The sequence below is a fragment of the uncultured Methylophaga sp. genome (assembly GCF_947259025.1).
Taxonomy (GTDB): Bacteria; Pseudomonadota; Gammaproteobacteria; order Nitrosococcales; family Methylophagaceae; genus Methylophaga.
Window position 1 is genome coordinate 739,689 of record NZ_CAMYKO010000005.1, and the last position, 13,498, is coordinate 753,186.

Annotated in this window: 13 protein-coding genes; 2 read left to right on the forward strand and 11 right to left on the reverse strand. The window is 50.3% G+C overall.

The genetic code is table 11. From position 1 onward, the window contains the following. Positions 1-528: 528 nt before the first annotated feature. From Q0X64_RS09535 to Q0X64_RS09565, 7 genes are read right to left on the reverse strand one after another with little or no spacing between them, the layout of a single operon-like run. Positions 529-858, reverse strand: a complete 330-nt coding sequence (locus Q0X64_RS09535; RefSeq protein ID WP_297811899.1) for an SUF system Fe-S cluster assembly protein — start codon at positions 856-858, stop codon at positions 529-531. A gap of 13 nt (positions 859-871) precedes the next feature. Continuing rightward, the gene (sufU, locus tag Q0X64_RS09540) at positions 872-1,318 is read right to left on the reverse strand and encodes a Fe-S cluster assembly sulfur transfer protein SufU (RefSeq protein WP_297811903.1); all 447 of its coding nucleotides are present in this window, start codon (positions 1,316-1,318) and stop codon (positions 872-874) included. Next, positions 1,318-2,577 carry a cysteine desulfurase gene (locus Q0X64_RS09545; RefSeq protein WP_297811906.1) on the reverse strand — a complete coding sequence of 420 codons (1,260 nt, stop codon included), beginning with the start codon at positions 2,575-2,577 and terminating at the stop codon, positions 1,318-1,320. The genes sufU and Q0X64_RS09545 overlap by 1 nt, the downstream gene beginning before the upstream one ends. Positions 2,578-2,581: 4 nt before the next feature. Then, positions 2,582-3,883 carry a Fe-S cluster assembly protein SufD gene (gene sufD / locus Q0X64_RS09550; RefSeq protein WP_297811909.1) on the reverse strand — a complete coding sequence of 434 codons (1,302 nt, stop codon included), beginning with the start codon at positions 3,881-3,883 and terminating at the stop codon, positions 2,582-2,584. Then, on the reverse strand, positions 3,880-4,641 hold the full coding sequence (sufC, locus tag Q0X64_RS09555) for a Fe-S cluster assembly ATPase SufC (RefSeq protein WP_297811912.1): 762 nt from the start codon (positions 4,639-4,641) through the stop codon (positions 3,880-3,882). The genes sufD and sufC overlap by 4 nt, the downstream gene beginning before the upstream one ends. Positions 4,642-4,685: 44 nt before the next feature. After that, a complete protein-coding gene (sufB, locus tag Q0X64_RS09560; protein ID WP_297811915.1) occupies positions 4,686-6,134 on the reverse strand; it encodes a Fe-S cluster assembly protein SufB in 1,449 nt (482 codons plus the stop codon). Next, positions 6,127-6,618 carry an SUF system Fe-S cluster assembly regulator gene (locus tag Q0X64_RS09565; protein ID WP_297811918.1) on the reverse strand — a complete coding sequence of 164 codons (492 nt, stop codon included), beginning with the start codon at positions 6,616-6,618 and terminating at the stop codon, positions 6,127-6,129. Before Q0X64_RS09565 ends, sufB begins: the two co-directional genes overlap by 8 nt. A 254-nt stretch (positions 6,619-6,872) precedes the next feature. Between Q0X64_RS09565 and Q0X64_RS09570 the strand changes: the two genes are divergently transcribed. Beyond that, a complete protein-coding gene (locus Q0X64_RS09570) occupies positions 6,873-7,502 on the forward strand; it encodes an FKBP-type peptidyl-prolyl cis-trans isomerase (RefSeq protein WP_297811920.1) in 630 nt (209 codons plus the stop codon). Between the two features lie 51 nt (positions 7,503-7,553). Here Q0X64_RS09570 and ampD read toward each other — a convergent pair whose 3' ends face one another. Continuing rightward, positions 7,554-8,102, reverse strand: a complete 549-nt coding sequence (gene ampD / locus Q0X64_RS09575) for a 1,6-anhydro-N-acetylmuramyl-L-alanine amidase AmpD (RefSeq protein ID WP_297811923.1) — start codon at positions 8,100-8,102, stop codon at positions 7,554-7,556. A gap of 72 nt (positions 8,103-8,174) precedes the next feature. Here ampD and nadC point away from each other — a divergent pair, with 72 nt between their 5' ends. Further along, entirely contained in the window at positions 8,175-9,017 is an 843-nt protein-coding gene (gene nadC, locus Q0X64_RS09580) for a carboxylating nicotinate-nucleotide diphosphorylase (protein ID WP_297811926.1), read from the forward strand. A 16-nt stretch (positions 9,018-9,033) separates the two neighbouring features. Here the strand turns inward: nadC and Q0X64_RS09585 are convergent, their stop codons facing one another. From Q0X64_RS09585 to cysG, 3 genes are all read right to left on the reverse strand, one after another. Next, the gene (locus Q0X64_RS09585; RefSeq protein WP_297811928.1) at positions 9,034-9,531 is read right to left on the reverse strand and encodes a PepSY domain-containing protein; all 498 of its coding nucleotides are present in this window, start codon (positions 9,529-9,531) and stop codon (positions 9,034-9,036) included. 63 nt (positions 9,532-9,594) lie between these two features. After that, positions 9,595-11,931, reverse strand: a complete 2,337-nt coding sequence (locus tag Q0X64_RS09590) for a TonB-dependent receptor (RefSeq protein ID WP_297811931.1) — start codon at positions 11,929-11,931, stop codon at positions 9,595-9,597. A 177-nt stretch (positions 11,932-12,108) separates the two neighbouring features. After that, a complete protein-coding gene (gene cysG, locus Q0X64_RS09595; protein ID WP_297811936.1) occupies positions 12,109-13,497 on the reverse strand; it encodes a siroheme synthase CysG in 1,389 nt (462 codons plus the stop codon). Position 13,498 lies beyond the last annotated feature (1 nt).

Consider the following 13,498-nt stretch of genomic DNA (forward strand, 5'->3'; position numbering starts at 1 on the left):
CTTACACGACTTGTGATGTAAGACTCCTGCCCGGTTTCTTAAATAAGATCTGGGACTGGATTGCCACGGCCTGCGGCCTCGCAATGACAGGGGATATGAAAATCAGCGTGGTTTGTCACTGCGAGGAACGGTAGTGACGCGGCAGTCCAGTCCGGTGTTTGGTTAAAACTCTGGGCTTGGGATAGACAACACTTACCTGTGACTGATTTAAGCTCTGGGCCTAGATTATTCGCCACATCCATGTGGCTCTCCCGCAGACGGGTTGCTTCGCAATTCAAAATCATTCCCGATGATTTTGTGCCACGGCCTTCGGCCTCGCAATGACGGGAGATATGAAAATCAGCGTGGTTTGTCACTGCGAGGAACGGGAGTGACGCGGCAGTCTAGTCCGGTGTTTGATTAACACTCTAGGCTTGGGATAGACAACACCTACCCGTGACTGATTTAAGCTCTGGGCCTGGATTGCCGCGGCCTTCGGCCTCGCAATGACTAGGGGGACGAGTACCTGCAGTGAAGACTGATTTAAGTCTAGAACATCCCCAACTGCAACTGCGCTGCTTCAGTCATCATGTCCTTGGTCCATTGTGGTTCCCAGACCAATTCGACATGGGCTTTTTTGACGCCGGGCACACCCATAACTCGGGACTCGACATCACCGGGAAAGGTCTGGGCGACCGGACAGCCGGGTGCCGTCAATGTCATATCAATGTGCACATTACCGGAGTTGCTGATTTCAATATTGTAGATAAGCCCCAGCTCGTAAATATTGATGGGGATCTCCGGATCGTAAATGGTTTTCAGCACATCGATGATGTTTTCTTTAAGTGCATCTGGGCTGGTTTGATATTGATCGTTCATAGTCCTGCCCTGCTTATTCTGTAGTAACCGAAATATCGTGTTCGTTGTCCATCGCCGCATGCACGGTGTGCCAGGACAAAGTGGCGCATTTGACGCGGGCCGGGAATTCCTTGACGCCGCCCAGTACTTCCAGCTTGCCGGCGAGTTCCGCGCCACCGTCTTCGCCAGTCAGTGCTTTATGCACGTTGTCGTAGAGGGTTTCGGCCTCTTCCATGGTTTTGCCTTTGAGCATTTCGGTCATCAGTGAGGCCGAAGCCACTGAGATCGCACAGCCACTGCCCTGAAAGCTGACATCTTCAATGACGTCATCGTTGAGTTTGACGTAGACCACCAGTGCATCGCCGCATAACGGGTTATTGCCATGCGCCATATGATTGCAGTCTTCAATCTCGCGGAAGTTACGCGGATTTTTCTTGTGATCCAGAATCACTTGTTGATACAGATCGCGTAAATCACTCATCAGGCAAACATCTCCTGTGTATTTTTAATGGCATCAACCAAAGCGGCCACTTCCTGCTCGGTGTTATAAAAAGCAAAGGAAGCACGCGCTGTGGCAGCGATGCCATAGAATTCCATCACCGGCTGCGCGCAGTGATGGCCGGCGCGGATAGCAACGCCCTGCTGATCGAAAATAGTACCAATATCATGCGGATGCACATCTTCAATCATAAATGACAAAACACTGGCCTTGTCTTTGGCTGTGCCGATAATGCTAACGCCGTCCAGTGCTTCCAGTTCGGCGGTAGCGATTTCCAGCAGGTGATGCTCATAAGCTGCCAGCTTATCGATGCCCAAAGACTGCATATAATCCACTGCCGCGCCCAGACCGACAGCACCAGCGATATGTGGTGTACCGGCTTCGAACTTGTACGGCAACGTGTTGTATTCAGTGTGGCTGAAGCTGACTGCCAGAATCATATCTCCGCCGCCCTGATAGGGAGGCATTGCTTCCAACAGTTCCTGCCTGCCATATAGTGCGCCAATGCCGGTAGGCGCGAACATTTTGTGGCCGGAAAACACATAAAAGTCACAGTCCAGATCCTGCACGTCGACTTGCAGGTGCGGGACAGCCTGAGCACCATCTATCAGAACCGGAATCGATTTAGCCTTGGCTTTGGTAATCATGTCCTTGATAGGGTTAACCGTGCCCAGAGCATTGGACACATGGCCAAGCGCCAAGATTTTGGTACGCTCATTGAGCAAATCATCCAGCCCGCTCAGATCGAGCTCACCGCTTTGAGTCATCGGGATGACTTTGAGCTTGGCACCGGTCTGTTCACACACCATCTGCCAGGGCACGATATTGGCGTGATGCTCGGTGTGGCTAATCAGAATTTCATCGCCCGGCTTGATTTGTGGCCTTACAAAACTTTGCGCCACCAGGTTAATAGCCTCAGTTGCACCTCGGACAAAGACGATTTCCTTGTCCGATTTGGCGCCCATAAAGTCACGTACTTTGCTACGCGCGCCTTCGTAGGCATCAGTCGCACGCTGACTCAGCTTGTGCACACCACGGTGAATATTGGCGTTGTCATGACGATAAAAGGCATCGACCGCTTCAATCACCTGAACCGGTTTCTGGCTACTGGCAGCATTATCCAGATACGCCAGCGGATGACCATTGACCTCCTGGTTAAGCACCGGAAAGTCACGTCTGATGGCAGCAATATCAAAATCGCTGAACGACTCGGCCATGGTTTGTAATTCGGTTTGTGTCATGCAATCACGCCCCTTTCGGTAATCGTTTCTCTATCACATTGGACAGGCCCTGACGGATAGGTTCTGACTTGATCCGCTGCAAAACATCCACCGCAAAGGCATAAGTCAGCAAACTGCGGGCTGCCGTCTCATCCAGACCACGGGCACGCAGGAAGAACAGCTGTTGCTGATCGATCTGTCCGACTGTGCTGCCGTGAGCACATTTGACATCATCGGCGTAGATTTCCAGTTCCGGCTTGGTGTCGATTTCACTGCTGCGTGACAGCAGCAGGTTTTTATTGCTCTGACTGGAGTCGGTCTTCTGCGCATCCTGATGCACAAACACCTTGCCGTTAAATACTGCATGGCTTTTGCCGTCAAGCACGCCTTTATAAACTTCATCACTGGTGGTGTTGGGCACCGCATGATCGATACGGGTATGGTTATCGACATGCTGATCGCCGGTCACCAGATACAGGCCGTCCAGCGTTACATGGGACTGCTCGCCCAGCAACTGGCTGTGAATATCATTGCGTGCCAGCTTACTGCCCAGTGAAATGTTATTGGTGTGCCACTGACTACCTTCAGCCTGTTTAGAGGCCAGCGTAGCAATGTGATAGTGACCCAGTGATTCATGCTGCAACTTGAAGTGATTCAGGCTGGCATTGTCAGCCAGGTTCACTTCAGTCACCACATTGGTAAAGCCCTGAGTTTCGCCAACACTGACATAGTTTTCAACCAGCGTGGCTTTAGCACCCGTTTCCAGGTGAACCAGGTGACGCAGATGACTGGCCAATCTGTCATTATCAGCCGTGCTGATCACCAGCAATTCAATCGTCTTGGTGATGCTGTTATCGGCCGCGACATGAATATAAGCGCCATCCTGCATCAACATAGTATTGAGGGCATTAAGCCCCGGCTTATCCAGATCGATTTGCTGACCCAGCAGCTTTTCGGCCTGATCCCAGGCTTCAGCCATTGGTTTGATGGTGAGTCCGCTTTCAAGGCCTTCAATATTCGACAACTCGGCATTAAAGCGGCCATCCACAATCACGACGCGATAGGCATCTTCCAGCACTGCCGCATCAGCGACTTCGCTGGCTTGCAGTGTTGAAGCTTTAGCATCATGGGTGAAGCCTTCACGACTCAGTTGCCACAGCGAGGTGTATTTCCAGTCCTCTACCTTTTTAGCAGGCAGGCCCTGACGTTCAAACAGGCCCAGTGCCTGCTGGCGTAACTGCGTTAACCAGTCGAGTCCGGCACCCGGCAAGCTGACGGTTTTCGCCACCTCGCTGAAAGGGGTTGTGATCTCGGTTAACTGTTTCATGCTGTCTGACCTTCCGGTGCGTCATGGACCCAGCTGTAACCGGATTTCTCCAGTTCCTTGGCCAGTTCCTTGTCACCGGATTTAACGATTTTGCCTTCCGACAGAACGTGAACGAAGTCGGGCACGATATGATCCAGCAGACGCTGGTAGTGCGTGATCATCACAATCGAACGATCTTCCGCACGCAACGCGTTGACGCCTTCTGCCACGGTTCTCAGAGCGTCGATGTCCAGACCAGAGTCAGTTTCGTCCAGAATGGCCAAAGCCGGTTCCAGCACCGCCATTTGCAGGATCTCGTTGCGTTTTTTCTCACCGCCGGAGAAGCCTTCGTTGACGTTACGGTGCAGGAACTGCTCGTCCATTTTCACCAGTTTCATCCGCTCACGCACCAAGTTAAGGAAGTCAATAGCATCAACTTCATCCTGACCGTTGTATTTGCGAACCGCATTCAAGGCAGCTTTGAGCAGGTAAATATTGCTGACACCGGGAATTTCCACCGGATACTGGAATGCCAGGAACACGCCGCGCTGGGCACGTTCTTCCGGCTCCAGCTCCATCAGGTTTTCACCTTTATAAATGATTTCACCCTGCGTCACTTCATAGCCATCACGGCCAGCCAAAACGTTGGACAGGGTGCTTTTACCCGCACCGTTGGGGCCCATAATCGCGTGGACTTCACCGGGATTCACTGTCATGTTGATGCCGCGGAGGATCTCTTTGCCCCCTACGCTGGCATGCAGGTTTTTAATCTCTAACATATCTATTCTCTAATCTCTGAAATCCTAATCGGGTCTCGGTGGGTTTAACCGACCGAGCCTTCCAATGACAAACCAAGCAGGTTCTGGGCTTCTACCGCAAACTCCATCGGCAGCTCGCGAATCACCTCTTTACAAAAACCATTAACAATCATTGATACCGCATCCTCGGTATCCAGACCCCGTTGTTTACAGTAGAACAACTGGTCTTCACTGATTTTGGAGGTGGAAGCCTCATGCTCAACCTGTGCTGTCGGGTTTTTCACTTCAATGTACGGGAAGGTGTGAGCACCACATTTGTCGCCCATCAGCAGCGAGTCACATTCAGTATAGTTACGGGCGTTTTCCGCTTTCGGCGTGACCCTGACCAGACCGCGATAAGCGTTCTGTGAACGACCGGCTGAAATACCCTTGGAAATGATGGTCGAGCTGGTGTTTTTACCCAGGTGGATCATCTTGGTACCGGTATCGGCCTGTTGCATGTTGTTGGTGACCGCAACCGAGTAGAACTCACCGACCGAGTTATCACCCTGCAGGACCACACTCGGATATTTCCAGGTGATGGCTGAACCGGTTTCTACCTGAGTCCAGGACACTTTGGATGACTCACCGCGGCAGGCTGCGCGTTTGGTCACAAAGTTGTAAATGCCACCTTTGCCGTTTTCATCACCGGGGTACCAGTTCTGAACGGTTGAATATTTAATTTCAGCGCGATCATTAGCAACCAGCTCCACCACCGCGGCGTGCAGTTGGTTTTCATCACGCATCGGCGCGGTACAGCCTTCGAGGTAACTGACATACGCGTCATCATCGGCAATAATCAGGGTACGTTCGAACTGACCGGTATTGGCGGCGTTGATACGGAAATAAGTCGACAACTCCATCGGGCAACGTACGCCCTTAGGAATGTAGACAAACGAACCGTCACTGAATACCGCTGAGTTCAATGCCGCGTAGTAGTTATCTTTGTAAGGCACGACGCTGCCAATGTACTGTTCAACCAGCTCCGGGTGCTCATGAACAGCCTGAGAGATAGGCATAAAGATAATGCCCTCTTCTGCCAGTTTGTCCTGGAAGGTGCTGGCAACAGAAACACTATCGAATACCGCATCCACGGCAACACCGGCCAGGCGGGCACGTTCGTCGAGTGGCACGCCCAGTTTTTCGTAGGTTTTCAGCAGTTCCGGATCGACTTCGTCCAGGCTTTTTGGTGCATCGTCTTTTTTCTTGGGCGCTGAATAGTAGCTGATATCCTGGTAGTTAATCGCCGGATAGTGCACGTGGGCCCATTCCGGGGTTTCCATGGTCAGCCAGTGGCGATAGGCCTTAAGGCGCCATTCCAGCATAAACTCAGGCTCGCCCTTGATACGGGAGATTTCACGAACGACATCTTCACTGAGACCGGGTGGCAGGCTGTCTGCCTCAATATCGGTAACAAAACCGGCCTTGTATTCTTTCTGTGTAATCGATTCAAGTTGTTGACTTTCATCAGTCATGGAACTCACCATCCTGTATTGTTGCATCACTCATCTTGGCTGCCGATGAGTAAAATCTGATTGGGCTCAGGCCCGACACATTCTGCGGTGCCAGCATGTCCGACAATTTCACTTCGTCCAAAGCATGGAAAACCGCGTTGTTAATGCGTGTCCAGTTAGTCTGGACAGCACAGTGTGTTTCCTGTTCACAATGGCTTTCATCGCTGACGCACTCGGTCAAAGCAATGGGCCCTTCCATGGCGGTGATGATTTCAGCCACCGACACCTTTTCAGGGGCACGGCTCAGGCTGTAGCCGCCCATTACGCCACGCTCGGAATTGAGCAAACCACCGTGTGATAAAGACTTAAGCACTTTTCTGACAGTCGGCAGCGGCACCATTACCGCATCGGCAATGGCATGGGCGCTGTGCTGCTGCTGACGATTCGCCGCCAGGTAAGTCATCAGCACAATGCCGTAATCCGTCAGTTTTCCCATACGCAGCATAGCTGACCTCCTAATTGGTACTATTATAGTATCAATTAAGCCAATAACCAAGTGTTTTGCTCAGATATTATGAGCGCGTCAGTGAAAATTCCGTTTATTTAGCGTATGGTGATGAACTTTAAAAACTCTCTATTGTACTAAATTCAGCAGAGCGCATTGATACCAATTCCAATTTATTCATTCCAAAACTGAGAGATGATTTAATGAAATTAAAAGCACTGATTTTTTTACCCTTGTTATTTGGAGCAAATGTAATGGCTGATGATCACGCCGCCACTTTAGATACTGATAAGCAGAAGCTGAGTTATATCTTCGGCATTCAGGTTGGACAAAACATGCTGCAGGAAGGCGTTGAGCTGGAACTGGACGCTTTCAAAGCCGGTGTTGCCGATATGATGGCTGGTAACCAACCGCAACTGGATCAAGCCTCTGCAGAAAAAATCATTCAGGAATTTCAGGCTCAAAAGGCTCAGGAAATGGCTGAAGTGATGAACGAGAAACAGTCTGAAGCCAAAGCTTACATGGCTGAAAATGCCAAAAAAGACGGCGTGGTGACTACTGATAGCGGTCTGCAATATCAAATTCTGGAAGAAGGTGATGGCGCTACCCCGGGTGCAGAAGACAAAGTCATTGCTCACTATAAAGGCACCCTGCTCGACGGCACTGTATTCGATAGCTCCTACGAGCGTGGTGAGCCAGCGACATTCCCGGTTAACGGCGTGATTCAGGGCTGGCAGGAAACCCTGCAAATGATGAAGGAAGGCGGTAAATGGCGCATTGTGGTGCCCGCTAACCTAGCTTACGGCCCACGTGGTGCCGGTCAGCTTATCGGTCCTAACGAAACGCTGATCTTCGACATCGAACTAATTGCCATTACCCAGTAAGCAACCATATCGATGCTTTGAAAAAGCCGCCTGCGGGCGGCTTTTTTTATGTCAGTCCAATAGCTGTCTTAAATAATCCCACTCGAAAAACGGGCCCGGATCGGTTTTCCGCCCCGGTGCAATATGCTCATGACCAGTGATACGCTCGTAATTGAGTTTAGGATAATGATGACAGAGGCACTGAATGGCTTCCGCCAGCCGGTGGTACTGCGCGTCTTCAAAAGGCATGTCATCACAGCCTTCCAGCTCAATACCGATAGTGAAGTCATTACATTTTTCCCTGCCCTGCCAGTTGGATTGACCGGCATGCCAGGCGCGTCTTGAAAACGGCACAAACTGGATCATTTCACCGTCACGCTTGATCAACAGATGGGATGACACTCTCAAATCACGCAGTTGATCAAAGTATGGGTGGGCGTCACAGTCCAGTTGGTTGAGAAAGAGAGCTTCAATGTCGTCTCCACCAAACTCGCCTGGTGGCAGACTGATATTGTGAATGATAATGCCGCTGATATCGGCAGGGTCAGGCCGCTCATCATGGTTGGGGGACAACTTCAGCGCTGCATCAATACAAAGCCCCAGACTATGGTCAATTTTCAAAACCGGTCTCCCGTAGATTATTCAGTCGACACGCGTTAACCTATGGGGCTTTAAATCAACGTTATTCCCGTCATGGCAATTGAAAATCCACTCCCGGCCGCGTTTATCGACTCTCAGGTCAAGCTTGCCCTGCTTGAAGATATCGGTCAACAGGACCTGACTGCTAATCTGATTCCTGCTGATGCTGTCGCCAGCGCCAGTTTAATCACCCGTCAGCCGGCCGTGCTGTGCGGCAAGGACTGGTTTGAAGCTGTATTTAACCAGCTGTCACCTGAGATTGGCATTGAGTGGCTGGCTGAAGATGGCGATACGCTGCAAGCTGACAGTGTTATCTGTCACTTACAGGGGCCTGCCCGCGCTATATTGACCGGCGAGCGCACGGCAATGAATTTTCTGCAGACTTTATCCGGCACAGCGACGCGGGCTAAACGTTACGCAGAGGCTGTGGCCGGCCTGCCAGTAAAAGTCCTTGATACCCGTAAAACCCTGCCGGGCTGGCGTGTTGCCCAGAAATATGCGGTGACTTGCGGTGGCTGCTTTAACCATCGGTTCGGGCTTTATGACGGCATTCTGATTAAAGAAAACCATATCCGCGCGGCTGGCTCAATCAAAGCTGCAGTCAGCCAGGCTCAGGCACTGAAAGCTGAAGTCGCTATTGAAGTTGAAGTGGAAAACCTGGATGAGTTGCAACAGGCGCTGGACGCCGGTGCAGATATTGTCCTGCTGGATAATTTTGAACTGGATCAGCTTCGTCAGGCAGTGGCAGTGAGTGAGCAGCGCACCTTGCTGGAAGCATCCGGTGGGGTCAGCCTGGAGACAATCAGAGACATTGCCGAAACCGGCGTGGATCGGATATCCGTCGGTAATCTGACTAAGGATATAGAGGCGGTGGATTTGTCTTTACAGTTTCAGTAACGAGAGGCATCTCAATCTACTCAAGACCGACTTGCCAGAGCTCCTTGTTGGTCTCGATCACTTCACCAGTGGCAGCATCGATTTCGATTTTCATCTCAAACCCTTGACTGGTCTCGATATCAAACTCGTAACTTGAATTGCCGTTGGCTTCAATTTCGTATTCAACTTCGACAATCTTGCCAGGGTGCAGCGCGAGGGCAATATCCCGCGCTTCCTGTTCGTTATATTTCACATTGGTCTTGAACAGCGGATGGTTGGGATTGCTGACTTCTCTCTCGATTTCCACAATCTCGGCGCTGGCTTTCTGACACTCTAAATCCCAGTCATGACCATCCAGACCACGAATATTGAATTCGTAGACCTCTTGCTCATCTTCCAGCTTGAATTCCACTTTCATGACCTGTCCCGGCTTTTCCGCCAGCACCGCCGACATACAGTTTCCAAAATAGTCTGATGGCTCGGCAGCCACTGCCAATGGTAGTGCGATAAGAGCAGTAAACAGTGTGTTTTTCATTATTTTTCCTGAAAAAAATTGGGCTGCCAACGGCAGCCCAATCTTGTGAAGTTTAAATCGAACTTACAGGGTCAGCTTAAAGCCAATCCAGCCAGCTCGCGGAGCACCGGCACCGACAAAGCGAGGATCTTCACCGACACCAGCAGGTAAGAATGGTGCCTCATCAGGCTCACCATAGAGACCAAAGGTGTTGTATTCACTGTCAAACACATTGTTGACCTTAGCAAAGATCTCAAAGTTATCAGTCAGATTGTAGCGGCCATGTAAATTTACAACCTTGTAATGGGCAATCTTCTTGTCAACATTGGCTTCATCACCACGGTAATATTGGCTTGAATGATAAGAAGCAGTCACACCGAGTGAGAATTTCTGTGTGAACGCATAATTGGCACCGACTTTCAGGTTGTGAGCTGGAATACCGGGTAAACGATCACCTTTTGAGACAAAGTATGCGTCGCCATCACGACTGTATTCGAAGGAGTCTTCAAAAGAAGCCCTGACATAACCATAGTTGGCGAACCAATCTAACTTCTCGTACTCACCAGCCAGACCAAGTTCAAGCCCCAAACGGGCTGTTTTATCAATATTTCTGAAGTTACCCAAACCCAGTCGGCCAGCTGTTGCATCAGAGACCTCTTCATCTTCAGGGAAGAAGAACAAGTCATCTTTCAGTTGAGTGTAATAAACGTTAGCGTACCAATTGTAATTAGCTTGCTCGCCTCTCAGACCACCCTCAACAGTTCGAGCAACGACATCATCCAATGGAGGATCAGCCAGGAATGCATTTGGATAGGCACAGGGTGATTCAGGCTCAGCGCAAGTTAGTTCTGAAGCTGTTGGGGCGCGGTTAGATTCGCTATAGCTGGCATATGCTGTCATTGACTCTGTCAGCTCGTATGTCATACCCAGAGTTGGATTAAGACGCTTGAAGTCATTCGAGTTACCAGACTCATTCAAATCCTGGTCACCGCCTTCACTGGTACCTGAAATATCAATTGATATCCAGTTATAACGTGCCCCAAGGGTTAATGCCAGACGATCTGTCAGCGAGTGCGTGTTAGTGAAGAAAATACTGTATGTTTCAGTATCGATATCACCATCAACAACCGTTTCTCCAATGACAAATCCGGTTCCGGAGGTTCCGCGTGAGTTTGTAAATTGAGCTATCTCAGACTGCGATGAGTACTTAACATCGGACTTGTCGAAAGAGGCACCAACAATCAGTTGGTTTTCACGACCAAACAAGTCGTCCAGAAATGTAGTCTGAACACCAAAACCATAGCTATCCTGCTCGGTTTCGCTGGTATTGTTCAGTGCAATAAAATCATCATCTGCAAAGCCTAAATCGGCACCGGTTACTGTATTCCCATTGATGCCTTCTATTGCTTCAAATGCTCCATCTTCATCTTCACCGATGTTACCTGTAGCGACATCACCATCAAACTCGAGCTCTGAACCATCGCCATTGAAGGTACTGCGATCACTGCGGCGATAATAAGTATTGGCAGAGAGCATAGTAGTGTCATCAATCCAGTGTGAACCATTCAGCGTGAACATGCGAAGTTCGTTCTGGGTGTTGTCCGGGTAGGTGAATACCGCTTCCCTGTCGATGTCAACCAGCTCTATTGGAGAGGCACCGTTACCATTGAGGTCACTGTCAACGGCGGTAATCCCGAAATCAAGTGTCGAGTCTTCATCCGCATAACTCAGTTTAGAAAAAAACTGCTCCACCCGTGATGGAGAAAAATCACGCCAGCCATCTTCTTTCGTGATTGAACCGTTTACATAGTAGGCAAAATTACCATCGCTACCACCACTCTCAATGGTGCCCGAATCACGACCAAATGATCCTGTATAAGCTTCCAGACTGTGGCCGGAATGAGTAAAACCATTTTTGGTTTCAATCGATAAAGCGCCACCCAATGTGTTCAGACCAAACACAGGGTTTGAACCAGGAATCAGATTCAAATTGGCGATCGCTGAATCAGGGATCAGGTCGAAGTTGACGACATCGCCAAAAGGCTCATTAACACGGATACCATCCATGTAAACGGATAAACCCTGAGAATTACCGACCAGTGGTGATGCGGTAAAACCACGGAATTTCAAATCCGGTTGGAAGGGGTTGTTCTGAGCCTGGTTGAGACTGACACTACCGAGTGTTTTATCCATGAACTCTGACAGGTCAAGGCCCTGAATACGTTCAATATCACGATCATTGGCTGATTGGATATTGGCCGGTATTTCATCAGCTGGCAGACCTACACCCTGGATTGGGGTAGTGCCAATGACCTCGAGGTTATCGAGTTCAACTTGATCTTCAGCCGCTATCGCAGGTCCAGCCAAGAAGGCTGAAGCCAGCATCAAGCTTAATGCTTTCTTGTTATGCGGAACTTGCATTGCTTATTACTCTCCCGAAAATTTTTTTCTTATATGTGGTTATGGTTGAAACCACTTAATTTCTATAGCACAGACAGTGCCAATCATTAAAGTTGATAAAAGACAACCAGTTAAAGACAAGACATCATGCGGGCAGGCAATGATATGGCTGAAATAAACCAGTCTCCCTGGTTGTTTTTAACCAGACTTAAACCAGGCCAGTGTATTATGCAGCCTGGTCACTTCGCCGATAATGACCAGCGTAGGGGCAACGGGTTTTTCACGCTCGGCGATAGCAGGTAGTTCATTAATGGTGCTTACCCATACTTTCTGGTTTTCGGTGGTGCCCTGCTGAACCAATGCAGCGGGTTTGTCCGCTGCCATGCCATGTGCCTGTAACTGACGGCTGAGCTCAGACAGGCCAGCGAGGCCCATGTAAACCACGACAGTTTGTCTGGGCTGCACCAAACTCTCCCAGTTCAGATCCAGTTCGCCCTGTTTCAATTGACCGGTCACAAACACACAGCTTTGTGCGTAATCACGATGGGTCAGCGGAATCCCAGCGTAACTGGCACAGCCTGATGCGGCAGTAATTCCAGGCACCACTTGAAATGGAATTTTTTCATCAGCGAGGGTATCAATTTCTTCACCGCCACGGCCGAAAATAAACGGATCGCCACCTTTGAGCCGAAGTACCCTTTTACCCTGTTGGGCATACTCCAGCAGCAACTGATTAATTTCTTCCTGCCGCACCGCATGCCAGGCACGCTGTTTGCCGACATAAATCAGTTCCGCCTCTTTACGCACCAAAGCCAGTACTTCTTTACTCACCAGACGGTCGTAAAACACCACATCGGCCTGTTGCATCAGCCGTAAAGCCTTGAAGGTGAGCAAGTCCGGATCACCGGGGCCGGCGCCGACCAGATAAACTTCACCGCGACCAATAGTTTCATTCTCAGGGTCAGCCAGCTTTTGCATCAGGGTGGACTCGGCCAATTGCTCACGTCCCGCCAGCATATGATCAGCTACCGGGCCTTCCAGTACCGACTCCCAAAACCGACGTCGTTGTGCCATTTTGCCAAACTTTTGTTTGACGGCTTCACGGTAACGGGCCACCAGTTCACCCAGCTTGCTGTAACCGGGCGGGATCAAGGTTTCCAGGCGGGCACGCAGATTCCTGGCCAAAACCGGGGAGCCGCCGCCACTGGATACTGCCACCACAATAGGCGAACGATCCAGAATGGAAGCAAGAATAAAATCGCACTTGTCGGGGTTATCAGCCACATTGGTCAGAATATTTTTCGCCGTCGCCGCAGCGTGAACCGCGTCATTCACAGCTTCGTCATCGGTGGCGGCAATGACCAGGCGCTGTGAGTTAACATGTTGCGTATCAAAGCGAGACTCAAGCCAGGTGAGCTGCTTTTCATCGACCAGTTGTTGCATCGTTGCAGATATGGCGGGGGCAACAACGGTCACCCGGGCCTGCGCCTTAAGCAGCAGACCGGCTTTACGGGCGGCAATATCGCCACCGCCGACCACCAGGCAGTCTCGCTGCTTCAAGTCAACGAATATGGGTAAATGTTCCATT

Bases quoted from the DNA above. Each gene is read 5' to 3' on its own strand.
- Q0X64_RS09535 (WP_297811899.1), bottom strand. From the start codon at position 858: ATGAACGATCAATATCAAACCAGCCCAGATGCACTTAAAGAAAACATC.
- sufU (WP_297811903.1), bottom strand. From the start codon at position 1,318: ATGAGTGATTTACGCGATCTGTATCAACAAGTGATTCTGGATCACAAG.
- Q0X64_RS09545 (WP_297811906.1), bottom strand. From the start codon at position 2,577: ATGACACAAACCGAATTACAAACCATGGCCGAGTCGTTCAGCGATTTT.
- sufD (WP_297811909.1), bottom strand. From the start codon at position 3,883: ATGAAACAGTTAACCGAGATCACAACCCCTTTCAGCGAGGTGGCGAAA.
- sufC (WP_297811912.1), bottom strand. From the start codon at position 4,641: ATGTTAGAGATTAAAAACCTGCATGCCAGCGTAGGGGGCAAAGAGATC.
- sufB (WP_297811915.1), bottom strand. From the start codon at position 6,134: ATGACTGATGAAAGTCAACAACTTGAATCGATTACACAGAAAGAATAC.
- Q0X64_RS09565 (WP_297811918.1), bottom strand. From the start codon at position 6,618: ATGCTGCGTATGGGAAAACTGACGGATTACGGCATTGTGCTGATGACT.
- Q0X64_RS09570 (WP_297811920.1), top strand. From the start codon at position 6,873: ATGGCTGATGATCACGCCGCCACTTTAGATACTGATAAGCAGAAGCTG.
- nadC (WP_297811926.1), top strand. From the start codon at position 8,175: ATGGCAATTGAAAATCCACTCCCGGCCGCGTTTATCGACTCTCAGGTC.
- Q0X64_RS09585 (WP_297811928.1), bottom strand. From the start codon at position 9,531: ATGAAAAACACACTGTTTACTGCTCTTATCGCACTACCATTGGCAGTG.
- Q0X64_RS09590 (WP_297811931.1), bottom strand. From the start codon at position 11,931: ATGCAAGTTCCGCATAACAAGAAAGCATTAAGCTTGATGCTGGCTTCA.
- cysG (WP_297811936.1), bottom strand. From the start codon at position 13,497: ATGGAACATTTACCCATATTCGTTGACTTGAAGCAGCGAGACTGCCTG.